We start from the raw sequence: 20,393 nt of genomic DNA on the forward strand, positions 1-20,393 counted from the left end.
AAAGCTTAAAGGGGCTGGGAAGATGAAGAGCGCGATTGAAACAAAAAATCTGTCACTTTCATACGGGGAGACACGAATTATTGATGAGTTAGATTTGAAAATTCCTCAAGGTGAAATTACCGTGTTTATTGGGGCAAATGGCTGTGGAAAGTCGACTCTGCTTCGTTCTATTGCCCGACTTCTTAAACCAACGTCTGGTGCTGTTATTTTAGAAGGAAAAGCAATTGCAAAGCTTTCCACAAAAGAGGTGGCAAAAAAGATGGCGATACTGCCACAGTCACCAACTGCACCTGAAGGGTTAACCGTCCTTCAGCTTGTAAAACAAGGGCGTTACCCGCATCAATCATGGCTAAAACAATGGTCAGAAGAAGATGAGAAAAAGGTCAATGAAGCTTTAAAGGCTACAAGACTAGAGGATTTGAAAGAGAGATCCGTTGATTCTCTTTCAGGCGGTCAAAGGCAGCGCGCTTGGATTGCCATGACCTTAGCTCAAGATACAGATGTCATTCTTTTAGATGAGCCCACAACCTATTTAGATATGACACATCAAATTGAAATTCTTGACCTGTTATTTGAACTTAATGAAAAAAGAAAAAGAACGGTGGTAATGGTCCTTCATGATCTTAATCTTGCATGCCGCTATGCACACAATATCGTTGCTCTAAAAGATCAGAAGGTTTATGACCAAGGAAAGCCAGAATATGTGGTCAACCGAAATCTTGTTAAAAATGTTTTTGGCATGGAATGTGAGGTAACAATGGATCCTCTATTTGGAACACCGCTTTGTATTCCTTATGGAAAAGGAAGACGGATCCTTCAAAAGGCGGCTGTGTCCCATGGGTAATATACTTCTAGAAAATGATCTAAGTGCATTACAGAAATATAGGCTCAAATCAATAACAGGCAAATCATTTAATGTGGCAAGTTTAATGGATAAAGCTTTTGCAATCGACTTTATGAGAAAACTAGCTCTTTCAATCGGTTCACCTTCTGAAAAAGCGGCAGCCTCCATATTTATAAAAAGATATGCATTTATTGCTGTTATTTCCCTTTTTGCTATGACGACCGCTAATAAGAAATTGAATCTGTCTTTGGACAATATTGATATGGAAGAAGCTGAACGTGTTACAGACTGGCTGCCAATGATTTCATTAAAGGATACATCCATCGAGGAATGGAATGGTCAGGACCGTGATGAATGGCGAAAAGATGTTTATCGGGACCTGTTTGCTCACAATATTTATCCACTGATTGAGCATTTTGAAAAAACGTTTAGGATATCAAAATTGATTCTGTGGGAAAATATCGCCGTTTATCTTTTCTGGCTTTACGAGACGGAGTTAAAAGATAGCGATGATCAAAACGTGAGAAGTGATTTCAATTACTTAATTAAGGAAGCAGAGGGTAACCTGTTCGGTGATTATCACCTTAATCCAATTCAAAAGTATTATTTTAAGAAGAACTCAGAAGAAGAGATAAGGATAAGAAAAACATGTTGTTTTACCTATCAGCTTGGGTCAAAACGCTGTAAAACATGTCCATGTACTTATAATACTAACAACGGAGTGTGCTTTGATGGAGAAAGTATTTGTGGAGCAGTTTCAAGCGCTACTTGAAAAATATAGTGACTTGCTCGTCGGTGACTCGAGCGAGGAGACAACGGAAAAGGTAAAAGCATGGGCTTTGTATACTCACATTGCGAAATCAATGCCAGCCTTAGCAAAGCACTGGAATGAACTTTATCCAGAAGCAAAGGAAGAAATGAAAACACTCATTAATGAAATCAAACAGTTGAATGAACAGCATAGACAATCTAAATAATATACATAAAGTTGAATATTTATTAATACATTTGGTCGCTTCGATTAACGAGGCGGCCTTTTTTATGCATGTTAAAAGAAAACGCTTTCTTTTAAAGATGCATAAAATATTCAAAAAATTAATAAAAATTGTTGTCAAAATTTAAAATCCGCAATATAATAAATTCAATGTTAGGTAAAGTGACATGAAAACGGGAGGAAAAATAACATGACAGAAGCTATTCTTTCAAATGTAGAAAATCAATCTGTAATTATCGAGCAAATAAAAGAAGAAATAGAGAAAAAGAATGTTGAACTTCTTCACTTACAGTTTGTAGATATAGAAGGAATCTTGAAGCACGTAACCGTAACAAGTGAGCAATTGGAAGATGTAGTTGAAGGAAAAATGATGTTTGATGGCTCCTCAATAAAAGGATTTTCACCGATTAATAAATCTGATTTATATTTACAGCCAGACTTAACAACATTCTCCGTTTTACCATGGACAGTCGAAGAGGGATATTCTGAAGCACGTTTTCTATGTTCCGTTAAAAATCCTGATGGATCATGGTTTGAAGGTGACACAAGAAATGTTTTAAAGAAAACAGTGGAACGTGCTGCGGATAAAGGATACACCATTTCAGTAGGTCCTGAGCTTGAATTTTTCCTATTTAAAACGGACGAAAATGGATATCCAACACAGGAACTTAGTGACAAGGCTGGATATTTTGAACCTTCACCTAAAGATCTAGGAGAGCGTGTTCGGTTAGAAATTTACCGTGCGTTAAAGGCGATGGGTTTCATCATTGAAGCATCTCACCATGAAGTTGCTGAGGGCCAGCACGAAATTAACTTTAAGTATGCTGATGCTCTAGGTGCAGCAGATTCTTCTACTACATATAAGTGGGTTGTAAAAACAATTGCAAAGAAATATGGACTGCATGCAACGTTTATGCCTAAACCGGTATTTGGGATAAATGGTTCTGGGATGCATGTCAACATGTCTTTCTTTAAAGGAAATGAAAATGTCTTCTTTGATCCGGCTGATGATTTGCAACTATCAAATGAGGCTTATCAATTTATTGCAGGACTACTCGAAAATGTAAAAAGTTTTACGGCTATCACAAATCCGCTTGTAAACTCTTATAAGCGTTTAGTGCCTGGATATGAGGCGCCTTGTTATATTGCATGGAGCGCTTCAAACCGTTCCGCATTGATTCGAATTCCGGCAAAAAAAGGGATGGCTACACGTGTCGAACTTAGATGTCCTGATCCATCAGCAAACCCATACTTAACCTTTGCTGTAATTGCCTCTGCTGGATTAGATGGAATTGAGAAAGGATTAGAAGTGCCTTTCCCAATTAATGAAGATATTTTCCATATGAACGAAGAGCGTCGTGGAGAATTGGGTATTGAAAGCCTTCCTGGCAGTTTAGCTGCAGCGGTGAAGGAACTTGAAAATGGAGAGATTGGACGTAATACATTAGGAAACCATGTTTATGATGAGTTTGTTTCTGCGAAGAAAGCAGAATGGGATAGTTATCGCACAGCTGTTCATGCGTGGGAAATTGAGAACTACCAAGCTAAGTTCTAATATAACGTATTTAAGCAGGCTGAATACATGCAGCCTGCTTTTTACATTTCTCAGCAAGTTATCTCAAGGGGGTTCTTATCGTTTAAACTGGTTATTTTGGCTGTTCACTTTGTCTTTTTGTGACCGTTCCCCGCCAGGACCTGCGTTCCCTTGAACGCTAGCAGCGCTTACGCCTGCTTTGGATGGGTTTTTCTTCATTTTACCCATGAATTATCACCTCGTTTTTAGGATGCCCAATTCGAATTTTTTATGTAGAAAGGATAGGAAAATTATTTTATAAAAAATTTAGTTTTTTCCGCTTTTATTTATTGCGCAAATTTTTGAAATATTCTATAGTAGTAGATAGCAGAACTCATTCAAATGTGAATTTTTTTTGACTAAAAAATGAATGAGTATTCATTCAAAGTTGTGAAGGGGGAGACAATGTTGAACCATCTAATTAAAAAAGCAGCTGTTTTAGGTTCCGGAGTCATGGGATCGGGGATTGCTGCCCATCTAGCAAATATCGGTATACCAACTTTATTATTGGATATTGTACCTCGGGAGTTAACGGACGACGAAATAGCAAAAGGGTTGACGTTAGAAGATAAACAGGTCCGTAATCGCATAAGCAGCCAATCAATCCAAAAATTATTAAAGCAAAAACCAGCTCCTCTAGCTTCCAAAAAGAATTTGGCACTCATCGAAGCGGGGAATTTAGAAGATGACCTAGTTCAATTAAAAGATGTGGACTGGGTAATCGAGGTTGTTGTTGAGAATTTAAATGTTAAGAAACAAGTATTTGAAAAAGTGGACCAATACAGAAAACCTGGAAGCATTATCAGCTCCAATACATCGGGAATATCTGTTGAAGCAATGGCAGAAGGAAGGTCAGAGGATTTTAAAAAGCATTTCCTTGGCACCCACTTCTTTAACCCGCCAAGATACTTAAAATTACTTGAAGTGATTCCTACACAATATACTAGCGAAGAAGTCATTTCATTCATGAAAATATTTGGTGAAGATGTTTTAGGAAAAGGTGTTGTTTTGGCAAAAGATACACCAAACTTTATTGCCAACCGCATTGGAACCTATGGTCTCCTTATCACTGTCCAAGAAATGTTAAAAGGGGGTTACAGTGTAGGGGAAGTTGATTCTGTAACCGGTCCATTAGTCGGCCGTCCTTCAAGTGCAACCTTCCGTACGCTAGATGTTGTCGGTTTAGATACATTTGCACATGTAGCGGGAAATGTTCATGAAAAAGTATCTGGTAAAGAAAAGGAAGTATTTGGAGTCCCTGCATTTATGAAAACAATGCTTGAGAAAGGATGGCTCGGAAGTAAATCTGGCCAAGGCTTCTTCTTGAAAAAAGGGAAAGAAATTCTTGAACTTGACCCTGGTACATTAGAATATATTCCTCGTAAAAAGCTTTCAACTGCAGCAACCGAAATGAGCAAACAGGAAAAAGGCACTGCGAATAAATTGAAAGCGCTTGTATATGCGAATGATCGCGCGGGTGAATTACTGTGGAACATCTTTAGTCCCGTTCTAGTATACTCTGCACAGCTTTTAGGAGAAATTGCCGACACGGTGGTCGACATTGATCGGGCGATGAAATGGGGCTTTGGCTGGGAAATGGGTCCTTTTGAAACTTGGGATGCAATTGGAGTAGAAAAATCAGTCGAAAAGATGAAGGAAAATGGATTGGAAATTCCTGCTTGGGTAACAGAAATGCTTGCTAAGGGGCATACATCATTCTATATAGAGGAAAATGGCGAACACTTCTTCTTTAATAATGGTGAATACCGTCTAGTGGAAAGTAATCCTAAAGCAATTGACTTGAAAAAAGTAAAGAAACAAAAAGGTGTTATTAAAAAGAATGGTGGTGCCAGCTTAATCGATTTAGGTGATGGTGTGGCCCTCCTTGAATTCCATTCCCAGAATAACGCAATTGGTCTTGATATTATTCAGATGATTAACTTTGCGATTGACGAAGTAGAGAAAAACTATAAAGGACTTGTAATTGGCAATCAGGGTAAAAACTTCTGTGTCGGCGCAAATCTCGCGATGATGTTGATGGAAGCACAGGATGACAATATCTATGAACTTGAAATGGTAGTCCGTCAGTTCCAGAATGCAATGATGAAGGTAAAATACAGCGCAAAACCAGTTGTAGCAGCACCTTTTGCAATGACACTTGGCGGTGGTGCCGAAGTTTGTTTACCTGCAGCGCACATTCAAGCGTCTGCTGAAACCTATATGGGACTTGTTGAAGTGGGTGTGGGACTGCTTCCTGGCGGCGGCGGAAACAAAGAACTGTATATTAAACATTTAGAAGGTTTGCCAAATGGTGTTCCATTTGATCTTCAAGCCGTTGCTATTAAAGTGTTTGAAACCATCGCTATGGCAAAAGTATCAACTTCTGGTGCAGAAGCACGTGAAAATAATTTCTTAGGAATAGCTGATGGCATTAGTGTAAACGGAGATCACCAATTGTATGACGCAAAGCAGGTCGTTCTTGCATTACATGAACAGGGTTATGTACAAAAAGCACGCAAAAAGGTACCGGTTGCCGGAGAGACAGGTTATGCGACCCTTTTATTAGGAGCACAATCTATGTTTTTATCTGGATATATTTCAGAACATGATTTGAAGATTGCAAAAAAAGTTGCCTATGTGATTGCTGGTGGAAAAGTACCTTACGGAACAGAAGTAGATGAGCAATATTTGTTGGATTTAGAAAGAGAGGCATTCTTAAGTTTAATAAGAGAAGGTAAAACACAACAGCGTATGCAGCACATGCTCGTAAAAGGAAAGCCTTTAAGAAACTAAAATAATAGATTGCAAATATAAGAGGAAAGAGAGGGAACGAAATGAGAGAAGCGGTAATCGTAGCAGGGGCTCGGACCCCGGTTGGTAAAGCGAAGAAAGGAACGCTTGCCCATGTTCGCCCTGATGATTTGGGAGCATTGGTTGTACAAGAAACACTAAAGCGTGCTGGAAATTATGAAGGGAATATTGATGATTTAGTCTTTGGCTGTGCAATGCCGGAAGCGGAGCAAGGGAATAACATGGCTCGTAATATTGGTGCTTTAGCGGGTCTGCCACACACTGTACCGGCGATTACGATTAATCGTTTTTGTTCATCTGGACTGCAGGCAATTGCTTATGCGGCTCAGGGAATTATGCTTGGACATACCGATACTGCAATTGCAGGTGGAGCAGAATCCATGAGTCTAATTCCAATGGCAGGACATGTGGTACGTCCAAACGTCAAATTAGCTGAAACTGCTCCACAATATTATATGGGAATGGGTCATACAGCAGAAGAAGTCGCCAAGAAATATGGTATTTCTCGTGAGGACCAGGACGCTTTTGCAGTTCGCAGTCATCAGAAAGCGGCAAAAGCCCTACAAGAAGGAAAATTTGCTGATGAAATCGTCCCTGTAGATGTTACCATTCGTTCAGTTGGAAAAGACAATAAGCTGACGGAAAGAACTCTCAAGTTTTCACAAGATGAAGGAGTCCGTCCAGATACAAACGTGCAATCGTTATCGAAGCTTCGTCCGGCATTCTCAGTAACAGGTTCTGTTACGGCAGGGAATGCTTCGCAAACAAGTGACGGGGCTGCGGCCTTAATGATCATGGACCGTGAAAAAGCCGAATCACTGGGATTAAAGCCATTAGCTAAATTTAGATCATTTGCCGTTGGAGGCGTACCGCCAGAAATTATGGGAGTAGGTCCTGTGGTGGCAGTACCTAAAGCAGTGAAATTAGCTGGATTAGAAATGTCTGATATTAACCTGTTTGAATTAAACGAAGCATTCGCATCACAGTCCCTTCAAGTTATTCGTGAGCTTGGGTTAGATGAAGAAAAAGTCAACGTAAATGGAGGCGCCATCGCCTTAGGTCATCCGTTAGGATGTACAGGAGCAAAACTCACTTTAACCCTTATCCATGAGTTAAAACGTCGACAGCAGCAATTTGGGGTAGTAACCATGTGTATCGGCGGCGGAATGGGCGCAGCAGGAGTGTTTGAACTTTTATAATAAAACGTTAAAAATTTATTGGTGATATAAGGACCACATTAATTGGAGCGGAAATTACGGCTAAAAATTTAGGGGGGAACAATAATGGCACAACAAACAGAAAAAATTATTAAGGGCGGAAGCTTTTTAATAGATGATATTTCCTATGACCGCATATTAACACCTGAGGATTTTAACGAAGAGCAATTAATGATTGCGAAAACAGCAGAAGACTTCATTGAAAAGGAAGTCCTTCCACAGTTAGAGCATCTCGAAAACCACGAATTTGATCGCACTGTAAAACTTTTAAAGCAAGCTGGTGATCTAGGGCTTTTAGCAGCAGATGTTCCTGAAGAGTATGACGGGCTAGGTCTAGATAAAGTAACCTCATCACTTGTAACGGAAAAAATGTCAAAGGCTGGCGGCTTTTCATTATCATATGGAGCGCATGTCGGTATCGGCTCATTGCCAATCGTTCTATTCGGTAACGAAGAGCAGAAGAAAAAATATTTACCAGCCCTTGCTTCAGGTGAAAAGATTGCAGCATACGCGTTAACGGAGCCAGGTTCAGGTTCAGACGCTCTTGGTGCTAGAACAACGGCAAAATTAAATGCAGAAGGTACCCATTATATTCTTAACGGTGAAAAGCAATGGATTACCAATGCTGGTTTTGCGGATGTATTTGTTGTCTATACAAAAATTGATGGTGAACACTTTACTGCATTTATTGTTGAAAGAGATTTCCCTGGCGTTTCTACAGGGGCGGAAGAAAAGAAAATGGGTATTAAGAGCTCCTCAACACGTACCCTTATTCTAGAAGATGTACCTGTTCCTGTTGAAAACCTATTAGGGGAATATGGAAAAGGGCATGTCATCGCGTTTAATATCTTAAACATCGGGCGCTATAAATTAGCTGTTGGAGGTGTCGGCGGTTCTAAAAATGCATTTGAGCTGGCTGTTAAATATGCAAATGGCCGTAAACAATTTAACACACCGATCTCCCAATTCAATTTGACCAAAGAAAAATTTGGTACGATGGCTTCTAAGATCTATGCTGCAGAAAGCTCTGTTTACCGTACTATTGGGCTTTATGAAGATAATCAAGGAAAGCTTACAACAGAAGAGCAGAAAGACATTAAATTAGTAGCAAATTCTATCGCTGAATATGCGATTGAATGCTCTGTTAATAAATTCTTCTGTAGTGAAGTTTTAGATTATGTTGTTGATGAAGGTGTCCAAATTCATGGCGGATATGGCTTCATGCAAGAGTATACCATCGAAAGAGCATACCGTGATTCACGTATTAATCGTATTTTCGAAGGTACAAATGAAATTAACCGTCTACTAGTGCCCGGCACCTATATTAAGAAGGCGTTTAAAGGAGAACTTCCATTATTCCAAAAAGCCATGACGCTTCAAGAAGAAATCATGATGTTAATGCCTGAAGAGCCGGGTGATGAGCCACTTGCACAAGAGAAACATTTAGTAAGCAATGCGAAGAAAATTGGCTTGCTGGCTGCTGGGTTAGCTGCTCAAAAATTTGGTAAGGCTCTAGAGAAAGAGCAAGAAATCTTATCTAATATTGCAGATATTGTTTCTAATGCTTATGCAATGGAATCTGCACTGTTAAGAACCGAAAAAGCAATAGCCAAGACTGGTCTTGAGAAAAATAAACAAAAGCTTCTTTATACACAAATTTTCTGCCAAGAAGCTTTCAATGAAATTGAGCAGCATGCGAAAGAAACATTAGTTGCAACTGAACAAGGAGATACCCTTCGCATGCTCGTATCAGCACTTCGTAAGTTAACTCGCCATACGCCAATCAATGTTATCGGTAAGAAACGTGAAGCAGCGGATGTTCTGATTGAAGCAGAACGCTATATCGTTTAATTGACCAGCTTTAGGCTCCCAGTGACTTTACGGGAGCCTAAAGTTTTTCTATATGATAGGCAGGATTTTTGCAGAATTAGTCGAAAATTTAAACTGAAGCGTTTTTACTTTTAATCCCGTTATGTTACTATCAAAGTGACGATATATGTCATGAATGTTTTAGAGGAGGGTGGACCGTTGTCGCTTACTTTTTATTGGTATCCAAAATGTGGGACATGTCGAAATGCAAAGAAATGGTTAGATGCACATCATTTATCTTACAAAGAAATACATATTGTTGAAACTCCACCATCTCGCGCTGAACTTCAGGATATCTACGAAAAGAGCAACCTTGAGTTAAAGAAGTTCTTTAATACAAGCGGGCAAAAGTATCGTGAACTGGGTATTAAGGATAAAATACCCACTGCTTCTGAAGATGAGCTGCTAGATCTGTTAGCCTCAGATGGGATGTTAATCAAAAGACCATTAGTAACGGATGGAGAAAAAGTGACTGTTGGCTTTAAAGAAGATGAGTATGAGAAAATGTGGCTGTAAACACAAAAAAAGTAATTAGGGTAGTACCAATCAATATCGATAAACGATATTAGAAAATAATGGAGGGATTTTTAATGACTACACCAAAGGAATTGCGTTATTCTGAAGAACATGAATGGGTAAAAGTTGAAGGAGAAACAGTTCGAGTGGGTATCACCCACTTTGCTCAATCTGAATTAGGAGACATTGTTTTCGTTGAACTTCCTGAAGTGGGCGACGAAGTAACTGCTGATGAGCCATTTGGCAGCGTGGAATCCGTTAAGACAGTTTCGGAATTATATGCACCGGTAAGCGGAAAGGTTGTTGCCGTTAACGAAGATTTAAGTGACAGCCCTGAATTTGTAAATGAATCTCCATATGAAAAGGCATGGATGATTGTCGTTGAGCCTTCTGATAGCAGTGAAATGGAAAAACTTATGACAGCAGAACAATATGAAGCGATGATTAAAGAAGACTAATTTTCGGAACACCTTGTTACGCAAGGTGTTTTTTTTATGGGAAAAATTCGCACCTTGTATATTCTAAAACCAGGAGATACTATAATAAACTTTAAATAAAGGAGCTCTTGGAATGACATTGAAACAGCAAAAGGTTGATGTGACAGATAGAGTAGTTGGAAAAATGAAAAACGGTGAAATGGAATTATTTCTTGATAACACGTCCATCGGTAAAATACAGTTACCAGGGGATATGACTTTTCAGTTAGATCAACAATTTCAAGTAGAACAGCGAAAAATTTACCAAAATGTAACCGTTACGGAACAGCCGGACGCAAAATATACAGATTGTGATGATGGTGGATGGTGTTAAGCATAATCCTAAGCAAACACCTATTATCAAATAAACAATCATGGTATAGTTAATATATTCACACGTAATTAAATTTGTTGAATATGTTAACATCAAACAAATAATTCTCTTTCGTATAGGTGATGAATGATGAATGACACGTATGGTGATAAAGTTCTGATTGTTGAAGGAAAATCAGATAAGAAAAAGGTAAAGAGTATCCTGAAGGAACCGATGGAGATTGTCTGTACCAATGGAACAATCAGTATGACAAAATTGGATGAGTTAATTGATACACTCGAGGATAAAGAGGTTTATATCCTAGTGGACGCGGATGATGCAGGCGAAAAGCTTCGCAAGCAATTAAAAAGGGAATTCCCACAAGCTGAACATATTTATATAGACAGAATGTACCGTGAAGTAGCAACTGCACCAGTGTACCATCTTGCCACAGTCCTTTTAGGTGCAAATATCGATGTTCATTCTGAATTTTTAGAAATGGGTTAAAAAATGAACGATTGGAACCTAGATGAAATATCATCATTCTTAAATAGTCATTCATCTGGACTTATATACTTCTATACGCCTTTATGCGGTACTTGTCAGGTAGCGTCGAGAATGCTTCAAGTTATTGAAAATATGGTTGATGTAAAAATAGGGAAAATGAATCTGAACTTTTATCCGCAGCTGGCAGATAAGTTTCAAATTGAAAGTGTTCCCTGTCTGCTTTTTATTAAGAATGGAGAATTGGTTGAAATGATTTATGCATTCAACTCGGTTCCTTTCCTATATGAGAAAATTAAACAGTTGTTACTATAAAACAGATGCTGACGCGTCTGTTTTTTTAATTGTCATTTAAAGTAGAAATTTGTCGATGAGATTGTAAAGGAATCCGAGCCTGTTTACTTGAATATATAACAGAATGGAGTGTTAATCGGAGTGATGAAAAATGGAGGAAATGATACAGATTTTCATTTCTGCTATCAAGAAACGCGGTCACGTTCTCAAGTTAATAGAAAAATTAGATGGGCTAAAAATAAAGTTGGTATGTGATGGTCAAGAAAACTTCCTCGTTTTTCATGAGGGAGAGGTTACTTTATTCATTGATTATAACAGTAGGGCTGTTACATACGAAATCAGCGGTCAACGTGAGTCCATTTATGGCCTGCTTGAAGGAAAAGAGAAATTAAGAATTCTTATTAACAACGGACAGCTAAAAGTTAGAGCTCCATTTCGTACCATTTTACTTCTCGAATCAATCTTTTATTTAACCAAACCAGAGGAGCGCTATAAAAAATTTATTTCATAAAAATGAAGGAGTGTTAGTATGGGGGAAAATCAAAAGAATTATCGTTTCGAAACATTGAGTGTTCATGGAGGGTTAGCTCCAGATCCAGTAACAGGTGCACGAGCTGTACCTATTTACCAAAATAATGCCTATCAATTTAAAAATACTGAACATGCTGCAAATCTTTTTGCGTTGAAAGAGAGCGGATATATTTATACTCGGATCCACAACCCGACTACAACGGTTTTTGAAGAAAGAGTTGCCTTACTTGAAGGTGGAGTTGGCGCCCTAGCAGTTGCAAGCGGAATGGCTGCCATTACCTTGGCAATTTTAAATATTGCTGAAGCAGGAGATGAAATTGTTTCAGCTTCTAATTTATATGGTGGAACCTACAACCTATTTGCCGTTACTCTTCCGAAATATGGAATAAAGGTAAAGTTTGTAGATCCCGAAGATCCAGAAAATTTCCGTGCGGCTATCACGGATAAAACAAAAGCTGTGTTTGGCGAGACGATTGGTAATCCGTCTTTAAGAATTCTTGATATTGAAAAAGTAGCTGAAATTGCCCATGAAGCAGGAGTTCCATTAATTATTGATAACACTTTTGCTACGCCTTACCTTTGCAGACCGATAGAATATGGTGCTGATATTGTTATTCATTCTGCAACAAAATGGCTTTTGGGTAATGGAACAACAACAGGCGGAATTATTGTTGATGGAGGTAGGTTTGACTGGAATTCTCCGAAATTCCCCGGTTTTACTACTCCTGACCCAAGTTATCATGACTTCGTATATGCGGAAGCACTTGGTGCTGCAGCGTATATCGTTAAAGCACGCGTACAGTTATTACGTGACCTTGGACCTGCATTAAGCCCGCAAAATGCATTTCAATTCACCTTGGGTCTTGAAACACTTCACGTACGGATGAAAGAACATATTGCCAATACGAAAGAAGTTGTTGAATATTTAGTTAATCATCCCGCGGTAGAATGGGTATCATATCCAGGGCACAATTCTCATCCAGATCAAGATTTGGCAAATAAGTATCTGCCAAAAGGCGCAGGTTCTATGATTGTATTTGGAATAAAAGGTGGAAGAGAAGCAGGAGCAAAATTAATTGACTCTATTACACTATTTGCGCACGTAGCGAATGTAGGTGATGCAAAGAGCTTAATTATCCATCCAGCTAGCACCACTCATCAACAGTTGGATGCAGAAGGACTAAAGGCTGCAGGAGTTTCTGAGGACTTAATTCGACTCTCTATAGGCATTGAAAATGTAGAGGACCTAATTGAAGACCTGGAAGCAGCGATTGAGAAGGCTACGGGTGTTGCTTCTTTAAAGGCAAAAGCTTAATAAGTATTATCGAAATTTGTAGAAAATTCCGTTGACACCTTTTTTTATCCATGTTAAGATAATTTTTGTACTAAAATGATTGCTTTAATACATGAACGTATTAATTAAATACTGAATGATATACTCTTATCAAGAGAGGTGGAGGGATGTGCCCGATGAAGCCCGGCAACCGTCAATTTATTGAAATGGTGCCAATTCACACAAAGCGAATGCTTTGGAAGATGGGAGAAAGGTCTTTTATTTATAATGCCTTTCTGCCTATTGCAGAAAGGCTTTTTAATTTTTCTAATATAAGAATGTTTTTCTAAAAACAGTCAAACCCTATACTGAAGCGTTTTGCAATTATTATTTTATTGGATAAGAAGTAGGTGATGAAATGATTTCTATAAAAGATGTCCGAAAAGTTTTTCCTTCTAAACAGGGACAGTTAAAAGCTGTTGATGATGTAAATTTAGACGTTAAAGAGGGAGAAATTTTTGGAGTGATCGGATATAGTGGCGCTGGAAAAAGTACCTTAATCCGAATGCTGAATGGACTAGAGCTGCCGACAGAAGGATCTGTTACCGTTGCTGGCCGTGTTATTTCAAAAATCAAGGGCAGTGAACTTCGAAAAGCACGTCAAGAAATAAGTATGATATTTCAGCATTTTAATTTGCTTTGGTCAAGAACAGTTAGCGAGAATATCGCATTTCCTTTGGAAATAGCAGGTGTAGGCGGATCAGAAAGACAAAAAAGAGTAAAAGAGTTGATTCATTTAGTGGGTCTTGAAGGCCGAGAAAATGCTTACCCCTCCCAGCTAAGCGGAGGTCAAAAACAGCGTGTGGGAATTGCACGGGCACTGGCCAACAATCCAAAAGTACTTCTTTGCGATGAAGCAACTTCCGCCCTAGATCCTCAAACCACGGACTCTATATTGGATTTATTGGTAGATATCAATAAGAGGCTTGGATTAACAATTGTGTTGATTACTCATGAAATGCATGTCATTCGTAAAATATGTCATCGGGTCGCAGTTATGGAAAGTGGTAGAATTGTTGAGCTTGGACAGGTGTTAGAGGTATTTAAAAACCCTCAACAGCAGATTACGAAACGGTTTGTTCAACAAGTTACCGAGCCTGAAGAAACAAAAGAAACAGCTGAACATTTGTTAGAACGCTATCAATCAGGTAAAGTTGTTCAATTATCCTTTATTGGCGATTCAGTCGAGCAACCGTTAATCACGAATTTAATCCGTCAAAATAATGTTACAGTCAATATTTTGCAGGGGAAAATTTCGCAAACGCAAAGTGGTTCATATGGGACTCTCTTTATCCACCTTGATGGCAGTGAACAAGAGGTTAGCAAGGCAGTGGATTACATTCGCTCCCAGCAAGTCGGCGTGGAGGTGATTAGTAATGGCTAACTTTACAGAAATGGTAAAGTGGACTCAATTATTAGAAGCCACTCGTGAAACCCTTTATATGACTACTATCTCAGTCCTTATTACATTTATTTTAGGATTAGTACTAGGTCTGCTGTTATTTCTAACGGATAAAGGTAATTTGTGGGAAAACAGAGGTATAAATGTTCTTATTGCTGGATTTGTAAATATTTTTAGATCCATACCGTTCATTATCTTAATAGTATTATTAATTCCTTTTACTAAATTATTGGTTGGAACCATGCTGGGTGCAAATGCGGCGCTTCCTGCCTTAATTATTGGAGCAGCACCTTTTTACGCTAGAATGGTGGAAATTGCTCTTAGAGAAATCGATAAAGGTGTTATTGAAGCCTCACAATCAATGGGAGCAACACATAGCCAGATTATTTTTAAAGTATTAATTCCAGAATCTTTGCCTGCCTTAATATCAGGGCTAACCGTTACTGCTATTTCGTTAGTAAGTTTCACCGCAATGGCTGGGGTAATTGGAGCAGGGGGACTTGGTCATTTTGCCTACCTAGAAGGTTTTCAGCGCAATAGACCGCTCGTTACGTTAGTTGCAACAATTGCCATTTTAATTTTGGTTTTTATCATCCAATTTATTGGGGATTATTTTACAAAAAAAACAGATAAACGATAACAGGAGGAGTTAGATTATGAAAAAAGCATTTGGTTTAATTATCATTGCGTTAGTAGCACTTGCACTAACAGCTTGCGGTGGTGCTAAAGACGATACTGCTGATAAAGCAGGAGAAGATGGAAACAAAAAATTAGTTGTGGGTGCATCTGCTGTACCGCACGCTGAAGTGTTAGAGGCGGCAAAACCTTTATTAAAGGAAAAAGGGATTGACCTAGAAGTGCAAGTTTTTCAAGATTATATCCTGCCAAACGTAGCGTTAAGGGATAAAGAACTCGACGCAAACTATTTTCAAACACCAGGCTATTTAGAACTGCAAATGGAAGAAAATAAGGATTTTGATTTTGTAAGTGTAGGCGGAGTTCATAAGGAACCGATCGGTATTTATTCTAAGGAATACAAAAACCTTAATGACCTTCCAAAAGGCGCAAAAATTATTATGAGTGATTCACTAAGTGACCATGGACGTATCTTACCTATTTTTGAAAAAGAAGGATTAATTAAGCTTAAAGAAGGCGTTGGAGCAAATGCAAGAGTAGAGGATATTATTGAAAATCCCAAGGAGCTTGATTTCTCAACTCTAATTGAAGCAAAACTATTAGCTTCTTCTTTTGAAAGTGGTGAAGGAGATGCGGTCGTAATTAATACGAACTACGCATTAGAAGGCGGTATTGACATTGGAAAGTACGGAATCGCATTTGAGGGCGATGACGTTGTACCAGCAAACCTTGTAGTGGTTCGCTCAGAGGACAAAGACCGTGAGGAAATTAAAACCCTCGTAGAAGTTCTGCAATCAGATGAAATTAAAAAATTCCTCGAAGAAAAGTACCAAGGTGCTGTAATACCGGGTGAATAAGTTCTAGATTGAAAATTAGTCAAAAACGATACGAAGATAGATGGAGACCGGTGAAGATGTTTCACTGGTTTTCTTTTATCTATCACATTATATACATGAATCGAATGGGATAGGTAAAAATAGGTATCAAATATAATGTCGAAGTCTTGGCAAAATAGAGATAAATACGTTATAGTTTTATTCGTATGTGACTACATAAAGCGTTCACATTATGAATCAGTTTAGAATTATTATGTTACAAGTACATCTTGTCTGATTCTAATTCTCATTTGGAATGTATGGAGTGAAAATAAAATTTCTTTTTCCTTCATATAAAGTTATTACTGTTTATGAGTTGCTAACAGATTCTATTTGTTATAAGATTGTAATGAGAATAAAGTGAGAATAGAATTTTGGGCTAGTGTTTTAGGCTACAAGATACAAAACTATCTTTGCGGAGGTATATATATGGCTGGGTCAACATTAACGATCAAAGATTTACATGTAGAAATTGATGGGAAAGAAATTTTAAAAGGTGTAAACCTCGAGATAAAAGGTGGAGAAATTCACGCAATCATGGGACCAAATGGTACGGGTAAATCCACTTTATCTTCTGCTATCATGGGTCATCCGAAATATGAAGTAACTAGCGGTTCTATTATGTTAGATGATCAGAACGTCCTTGAAATGGAAGTAGATGAGCGCGCACGCGCAGGTCTATTTTTGGCTATGCAGTATCCAAGCGAAATTAACGGTGTAACAAATGCTGATTTCTTACGTTCTGCTTTAAATAGCCGTCTTGGCGAAGGAAATGAAATTTCACTTATGAAGTTCATTCGTAAAATGGATAAGCAAATGGAATTCCTTGAGATGGACCTCGACATGGCACAACGTTATCTAAATGAAGGATTTTCTGGTGGAGAGAAAAAGCGTAATGAAATCCTTCAATTAATGATGCTTGAGCCAAAAATCGCAATTTTAGATGAAATTGACTCTGGATTAGATATCGATGCATTAAAGGTTGTTTCAAAAGGTATTAATCAAATGCGCGGAGAAGGTTTTGGCTGTTTAGTCATTACTCACTATCAACGACTTTTAAATTATATCACTCCTGACTATGTGCACGTTATGATGCAGGGCCGTGTTGTAAAATCAGGCGGACCAGAACTAGCACAACGCTTAGAAGCAGAAGGATATGACTGGATCAAGCAAGAGCTCGGAATCGAAGATGAAACAGTTGGGCAAGAAGCGTAAGAGTTAGCGTTAGGAGGATAATCATGACAACAGAAACGAATTTATCATTTGATAAAGATTTTGTTCGTTCCTTTTCGAAAGAATTGAACGAACCTGCGTGGATGGAAGAATTGCGTGTGAAAGCATTAGAATTGAGTGAATCTCTTCCAATGCCAAGACCGGATAAAACCAAGATTGATAAGTGGAATTTCACTCAATTTGATACAACTACAGTAAAAAGTGAAACTTTTTCATCACTGGCTGAGCTTCCAGAGGAAGTAAAAGCTTTAATTGGTGACGAATCGACAACAAAAAATCTTTATATTCAACGAAATCATACCCCTGCTTACATTTCTTTAACCGAGGAATTAAAGGGTCAAGGCGTCATCTTTACAGATATCTTTACTGCAGTTCGTGAACATAGCGGTCTTGTACAAAAGTACTTGTTAACAGAAGCAGTAAAAACAGATGAACACCGTTTGATTGCCCTCCATGCAGCATTAATGAATGGTGGAGCATTCTTGTACATTCCTAAAAATGTTGAAGTTAAAGAACCAATTCATTCAATTTATTTACATGATTCTGCAGATGCAAACCTTGTAAACCATGTATTAGTTGTTGCTGATGATAATAGTGCGGTTACGTATGTAGAAAATTACCTGTCAACTTTAGAATCTGCTAATGGTGTCTTTAATATCGTAACAGAGGTCATCGCAAAAGCGGGTGCAAAAGTTCAGTATGGTGCTGTGGATACTCTTGCAAAAGGGATCACCACATATGTAAACCGTCGTGGATCAGCGGGAAGAGATGCACGAATTGAATGGGCACTTGGATTAATGAATGAAGGAAATACTATCTCTGAGAACACCACCAACTTAGTTGGGGATGGTGCCTATGGTGATACAAAAACAGTTGTTGTTGGACGTGGAGAACAGATTCAAAACTTTACAACAAAAGTTGTTCACTATGGGAAAAACAGTGAAGGTTATATTTTAAAACATGGTGTCATGAAAGATAGTGCTTCTTCTATTTTTAATGGAATTGGTCATATCTTACATGGTGCTTCTAAATCCAATGCAGAACAGGAATCTCGTGTGCTGATGTTGAGTGAAAAAGCTCGTGGAGATGCAAATCCAATTCTTCTCATTGATGAGGATGATGTAACAGCTGGTCACGCAGCTTCAGTAGGGCGTGTTGACCCTGTTCAACTTTATTATCTAATGAGCCGCGGTATTCCGAAAAAAGAAGCAGAACGTTTAGTTATTCATGGTTTCCTTGCTCCAGTTGTTAACCAGCTGCCGATAGAGGGAGTTAAGGAACAATTAACAGCTGTAATTGAAAGGAAAGTACGATAATGAATGTCCTTGATATTCGTCGTCAATTCCCTATTTTAGATCAGGAAGTAAATGGAAAACCACTCGTTTATCTTGATAGCTCTGCTACATCTCAAAAGCCTATCACGGTTATAGAGACAGTGGAGAGATATTATAAAGAAATCAATTCCAATGTTCATCGGGGTGTTCACACGCTTGGAACTAGAGCAACTGATGCCTATGAAGGAGCAAGGGAAAAGGTTCGTAAGTTTATTAATGCAAAATCAACCCAGGAAGTTATTTTTACTAGAGGTACCACAACTTCTATCAACACTGTTGCACAAAGTTATGCAGCTGCCAATTTAACTGCCGGTGATGAGATTGTTATTACGTATATGGAACATCATAGCAATATCATTCCTTGGCAGCAGGTCGCTAAAAGGACAGGAGCAGTGTTAAAGTACATCCCCCTTCAAGAAGACGGGACGATTTCACTTGAAGATGTTAAAGCAACGGTGACAGCTAATACACGTGTAGTTTCTGTTATGCAGGTATCGAATGTACTTGGTGTTATTAATCCTGTAAAAGAAATTGCCAAAATTGCTCATGAGAATGGTGCGATTATGGTAGTTGACGGGGCACAAAGTGCACCGCATATGAAAATCGATGTTCAAGATCTAGATTGTGATTTTCTAGCTTTTTCAGGACATAAGATGTGCGCACCAACTGGTATCGGCGTTCTTTATGGTAAAAAGCATTTGCTAGAAAACATGGAACCCATTGAATTCGGTGGAGAAATGATTGATTTTGTTCATTTACAGGAATCTACATGGAAAGAGCTCCCATGGAAGTTTGAGGCTGGTACTCCGATCATTGCTGGTGCAATCGGTCTAGGAGCTGCGATTGACTTTTTAAATGAAATTGGCTTAGAAAATATTGCAGAACATGAGCATAAGTTAGCTGCTTATGCGTTAGATAAAATGTCTTCTGTACCTGGAATGACGATCTATGGACCATTAGACGCTGCTAAACGTGCAGGTCTTGTTACCTTTAATATTGAGGATGTACATCCACATGATGTGGCGACTGTACTCGACGCAGAAGGAATTGCTGTTCGTGCCGGACATCATTGCGCACAGCCGTTGATGAAATGGCTGAAGGCTTCAGCAACTGCTCGTGCAAGCTTTTATTTATATAACACTGAAGACGATATTGATAAGCTTGTTGAAGGACTTGTTAAAACAAAGGAGTATTTCAGCGATGTCTTCTAATTTAGATGCACTTTACCGTCAAGTTATTATGGATCACTATAAAAAACCTCGTAACCGTGGTCTATTAGAGGATGGCAGTCATACCATCAATATGAACAACCCTACTTGTGGCGACAGAATCCAACTTACTTTTAAAGTGGAAGATGGTATTGTTAAGGATGTAGGATTTGAAGGCGAAGGCTGTTCTATATCCATGTCCTCTGCCTCAATGATGACACAAGCCATTAAGGGCAAGAAAGTAGAGGAAGCGATCAGGCTTTCAAAGATTTTTTCCGATATGATTCAGGGGAAAGAGTACGATGATGAAGTTGACCTAGGTGATATCGAAGCACTTCAGGGTGTCTCTAAATTCCCTGCCAGAATCAAATGTGCCACACTTGCATGGAAGGCAATGGAAAAAGGGTTGAATGAAGGGGAACAACAATAG

General features: G+C 38.7%; 22 protein-coding genes and 1 riboswitch. Of the genes, 21 read left to right on the top strand and 1 reads right to left on the bottom strand.

The features are described 5' to 3' along the window. Positions 1 to 22 precede the first annotated feature (22 nt). The 4 genes from ACN6MT_RS09840 to glnA all read left to right on the top strand — a co-directional run bounded on the left by ACN6MT_RS09840 (position 23) and on the right by glnA (position 3,393). Positions 23 to 844, top strand: coding sequence for an ABC transporter ATP-binding protein (locus ACN6MT_RS09840; RefSeq protein WP_419955739.1), 822 nt, complete (start codon positions 23 to 25; stop codon positions 842 to 844). After that, complete coding sequence (locus ACN6MT_RS09845) at positions 837 to 1,616, top strand: IucA/IucC family C-terminal-domain containing protein (protein ID WP_419955740.1); 780 nt, start codon at positions 837 to 839, stop codon at positions 1,614 to 1,616. Before ACN6MT_RS09840 ends, ACN6MT_RS09845 begins: the two co-directional genes overlap by 8 nt. Next, a complete protein-coding gene (locus ACN6MT_RS09850; protein WP_419955741.1) occupies positions 1,576 to 1,821 on the top strand; it encodes a DUF2573 family protein in 246 nt (81 codons plus the stop codon). Before ACN6MT_RS09845 ends, ACN6MT_RS09850 begins: the two co-directional genes overlap by 41 nt. Positions 1,822 to 2,028: 207 nt before the next feature. Next, positions 2,029 to 3,393, top strand: a complete 1,365-nt coding sequence (gene glnA, locus ACN6MT_RS09855) for a type I glutamate--ammonia ligase (RefSeq protein WP_419955742.1) — start codon at positions 2,029 to 2,031, stop codon at positions 3,391 to 3,393. A 75-nt stretch (positions 3,394 to 3,468) separates the two neighbouring features. Here the strand turns inward: glnA and ACN6MT_RS09860 are convergent, their stop codons facing one another. Further along, entirely contained in the window at positions 3,469 to 3,600 is a 132-nt protein-coding gene (locus ACN6MT_RS09860) for a YuzL family protein (protein WP_082799668.1), read from the bottom strand. Between the two features lie 216 nt (positions 3,601 to 3,816). Here ACN6MT_RS09860 and ACN6MT_RS09865 point away from each other — a divergent pair, with 216 nt between their 5' ends. The 17 genes from ACN6MT_RS09865 to sufU all read left to right on the top strand — a co-directional run bounded on the left by ACN6MT_RS09865 (position 3,817) and on the right by sufU (position 20,393). Next, complete coding sequence (locus tag ACN6MT_RS09865) at positions 3,817 to 6,204, top strand: 3-hydroxyacyl-CoA dehydrogenase NAD-binding domain-containing protein (protein WP_419955743.1); 2,388 nt, start codon at positions 3,817 to 3,819, stop codon at positions 6,202 to 6,204. A 41-nt stretch (positions 6,205 to 6,245) separates the two neighbouring features. Then, positions 6,246 to 7,421 carry an acetyl-CoA C-acetyltransferase gene (locus tag ACN6MT_RS09870; RefSeq protein WP_034673686.1) on the top strand — a complete coding sequence of 392 codons (1,176 nt, stop codon included), beginning with the start codon at positions 6,246 to 6,248 and terminating at the stop codon, positions 7,419 to 7,421. An 84-nt stretch (positions 7,422 to 7,505) separates the two neighbouring features. After that, on the top strand, positions 7,506 to 9,290 hold the full coding sequence (locus ACN6MT_RS09875; protein WP_419955744.1) for an acyl-CoA dehydrogenase family protein: 1,785 nt from the start codon (positions 7,506 to 7,508) through the stop codon (positions 9,288 to 9,290). A 177-nt stretch (positions 9,291 to 9,467) separates the two neighbouring features. Further along, complete coding sequence (locus ACN6MT_RS09880; protein ID WP_034673682.1) at positions 9,468 to 9,824, top strand: arsenate reductase family protein; 357 nt, start codon at positions 9,468 to 9,470, stop codon at positions 9,822 to 9,824. 74 nt (positions 9,825 to 9,898) lie between these two features. Next, positions 9,899 to 10,282, top strand: a complete 384-nt coding sequence (gcvH, locus tag ACN6MT_RS09885) for a glycine cleavage system protein GcvH (protein WP_034673679.1) — start codon at positions 9,899 to 9,901, stop codon at positions 10,280 to 10,282. A 112-nt stretch (positions 10,283 to 10,394) separates the two neighbouring features. After that, on the top strand, positions 10,395 to 10,634 hold the full coding sequence (locus ACN6MT_RS09890) for a YusG family protein (protein WP_034673677.1): 240 nt from the start codon (positions 10,395 to 10,397) through the stop codon (positions 10,632 to 10,634). A gap of 129 nt (positions 10,635 to 10,763) precedes the next feature. After that, positions 10,764 to 11,120 (top strand): toprim domain-containing protein, encoded by a 357-nt coding sequence (locus tag ACN6MT_RS09895; RefSeq protein WP_034673676.1) that lies wholly within the window; start codon positions 10,764 to 10,766, stop codon positions 11,118 to 11,120. A 3-nt stretch (positions 11,121 to 11,123) separates the two neighbouring features. Beyond that, a complete protein-coding gene (locus ACN6MT_RS09900; protein WP_034673674.1) occupies positions 11,124 to 11,432 on the top strand; it encodes a thioredoxin family protein in 309 nt (102 codons plus the stop codon). A gap of 130 nt (positions 11,433 to 11,562) precedes the next feature. Next, the gene (locus tag ACN6MT_RS09905; protein WP_034673672.1) at positions 11,563 to 11,922 is read left to right on the top strand and encodes a hypothetical protein; all 360 of its coding nucleotides are present in this window, start codon (positions 11,563 to 11,565) and stop codon (positions 11,920 to 11,922) included. Between the two features lie 18 nt (positions 11,923 to 11,940). Beyond that, on the top strand, positions 11,941 to 13,257 hold the full coding sequence (locus tag ACN6MT_RS09910; RefSeq protein ID WP_419955745.1) for an O-acetylhomoserine aminocarboxypropyltransferase/cysteine synthase family protein: 1,317 nt from the start codon (positions 11,941 to 11,943) through the stop codon (positions 13,255 to 13,257). A 123-nt stretch (positions 13,258 to 13,380) separates the two neighbouring features. Next, positions 13,381 to 13,485: riboswitch (SAM riboswitch) on the top strand. A 148-nt stretch (positions 13,486 to 13,633) separates the two neighbouring features. After that, positions 13,634 to 14,659: a methionine ABC transporter ATP-binding protein gene (locus tag ACN6MT_RS09915; RefSeq protein WP_419955746.1), complete on the top strand. Its 1,026-nt coding sequence runs from the start codon at positions 13,634 to 13,636 to the stop codon at positions 14,657 to 14,659. After that, entirely contained in the window at positions 14,652 to 15,317 is a 666-nt protein-coding gene (locus ACN6MT_RS09920; protein WP_419955747.1) for a methionine ABC transporter permease, read from the top strand. Before ACN6MT_RS09915 ends, ACN6MT_RS09920 begins: the two co-directional genes overlap by 8 nt. Positions 15,318 to 15,333: 16 nt before the next feature. Further along, entirely contained in the window at positions 15,334 to 16,170 is an 837-nt protein-coding gene (locus ACN6MT_RS09925; RefSeq protein ID WP_034673665.1) for a MetQ/NlpA family ABC transporter substrate-binding protein, read from the top strand. 447 nt (positions 16,171 to 16,617) lie between these two features. Then, positions 16,618 to 17,403, top strand: coding sequence for a Fe-S cluster assembly ATPase SufC (sufC, locus tag ACN6MT_RS09930; protein WP_419955748.1), 786 nt, complete (start codon positions 16,618 to 16,620; stop codon positions 17,401 to 17,403). 23 nt (positions 17,404 to 17,426) lie between these two features. Further along, positions 17,427 to 18,737, top strand: coding sequence for a Fe-S cluster assembly protein SufD (sufD, locus tag ACN6MT_RS09935; RefSeq protein ID WP_419955749.1), 1,311 nt, complete (start codon positions 17,427 to 17,429; stop codon positions 18,735 to 18,737). Further along, positions 18,737 to 19,966: a cysteine desulfurase gene (locus tag ACN6MT_RS09940; protein ID WP_419955750.1), complete on the top strand. Its 1,230-nt coding sequence runs from the start codon at positions 18,737 to 18,739 to the stop codon at positions 19,964 to 19,966. The genes sufD and ACN6MT_RS09940 overlap by 1 nt, the downstream gene beginning before the upstream one ends. Then, positions 19,956 to 20,393 carry a Fe-S cluster assembly sulfur transfer protein SufU gene (sufU, locus tag ACN6MT_RS09945; RefSeq protein WP_034673656.1) on the top strand — a complete coding sequence of 146 codons (438 nt, stop codon included), beginning with the start codon at positions 19,956 to 19,958 and terminating at the stop codon, positions 20,391 to 20,393. Before ACN6MT_RS09940 ends, sufU begins: the two co-directional genes overlap by 11 nt.

This window comes from Neobacillus niacini (genome assembly GCF_048572935.1).
GTDB lineage: Bacteria > Bacillota > Bacilli > Bacillales > Cytobacillaceae > Neobacillus > Neobacillus niacini.

What these genes read in the sequence shown, in the direction of transcription:
- ACN6MT_RS09840 (WP_419955739.1), top strand. Translation starts at nt 23, where the DNA reads ATGAAGAGCGCGATTGAAACAAAAAATCTGTCACTTTCATACGGGGAG.
- ACN6MT_RS09845 (WP_419955740.1), top strand. Translation starts at nt 837, where the DNA reads ATGGGTAATATACTTCTAGAAAATGATCTAAGTGCATTACAGAAATAT.
- ACN6MT_RS09850 (WP_419955741.1), top strand. Translation starts at nt 1,576, where the DNA reads ATGGAGAAAGTATTTGTGGAGCAGTTTCAAGCGCTACTTGAAAAATAT.
- glnA (WP_419955742.1), top strand. Translation starts at nt 2,029, where the DNA reads ATGACAGAAGCTATTCTTTCAAATGTAGAAAATCAATCTGTAATTATC.
- ACN6MT_RS09860 (WP_082799668.1), bottom strand. Translation starts at nt 3,600, where the DNA reads ATGGGTAAAATGAAGAAAAACCCATCCAAAGCAGGCGTAAGCGCTGCT.
- ACN6MT_RS09865 (WP_419955743.1), top strand. Translation starts at nt 3,817, where the DNA reads ATGTTGAACCATCTAATTAAAAAAGCAGCTGTTTTAGGTTCCGGAGTC.
- ACN6MT_RS09870 (WP_034673686.1), top strand. Translation starts at nt 6,246, where the DNA reads ATGAGAGAAGCGGTAATCGTAGCAGGGGCTCGGACCCCGGTTGGTAAA.
- ACN6MT_RS09875 (WP_419955744.1), top strand. Translation starts at nt 7,506, where the DNA reads ATGGCACAACAAACAGAAAAAATTATTAAGGGCGGAAGCTTTTTAATA.
- gcvH (WP_034673679.1), top strand. Translation starts at nt 9,899, where the DNA reads ATGACTACACCAAAGGAATTGCGTTATTCTGAAGAACATGAATGGGTA.
- ACN6MT_RS09890 (WP_034673677.1), top strand. Translation starts at nt 10,395, where the DNA reads ATGACATTGAAACAGCAAAAGGTTGATGTGACAGATAGAGTAGTTGGA.
- ACN6MT_RS09895 (WP_034673676.1), top strand. Translation starts at nt 10,764, where the DNA reads ATGAATGACACGTATGGTGATAAAGTTCTGATTGTTGAAGGAAAATCA.
- ACN6MT_RS09900 (WP_034673674.1), top strand. Translation starts at nt 11,124, where the DNA reads ATGAACGATTGGAACCTAGATGAAATATCATCATTCTTAAATAGTCAT.
- ACN6MT_RS09905 (WP_034673672.1), top strand. Translation starts at nt 11,563, where the DNA reads ATGGAGGAAATGATACAGATTTTCATTTCTGCTATCAAGAAACGCGGT.
- ACN6MT_RS09910 (WP_419955745.1), top strand. Translation starts at nt 11,941, where the DNA reads ATGGGGGAAAATCAAAAGAATTATCGTTTCGAAACATTGAGTGTTCAT.
- ACN6MT_RS09915 (WP_419955746.1), top strand. Translation starts at nt 13,634, where the DNA reads ATGATTTCTATAAAAGATGTCCGAAAAGTTTTTCCTTCTAAACAGGGA.
- ACN6MT_RS09920 (WP_419955747.1), top strand. Translation starts at nt 14,652, where the DNA reads ATGGCTAACTTTACAGAAATGGTAAAGTGGACTCAATTATTAGAAGCC.
- ACN6MT_RS09925 (WP_034673665.1), top strand. Translation starts at nt 15,334, where the DNA reads ATGAAAAAAGCATTTGGTTTAATTATCATTGCGTTAGTAGCACTTGCA.
- sufC (WP_419955748.1), top strand. Translation starts at nt 16,618, where the DNA reads ATGGCTGGGTCAACATTAACGATCAAAGATTTACATGTAGAAATTGAT.
- sufD (WP_419955749.1), top strand. Translation starts at nt 17,427, where the DNA reads ATGACAACAGAAACGAATTTATCATTTGATAAAGATTTTGTTCGTTCC.
- ACN6MT_RS09940 (WP_419955750.1), top strand. Translation starts at nt 18,737, where the DNA reads ATGAATGTCCTTGATATTCGTCGTCAATTCCCTATTTTAGATCAGGAA.
- sufU (WP_034673656.1), top strand. Translation starts at nt 19,956, where the DNA reads ATGTCTTCTAATTTAGATGCACTTTACCGTCAAGTTATTATGGATCAC.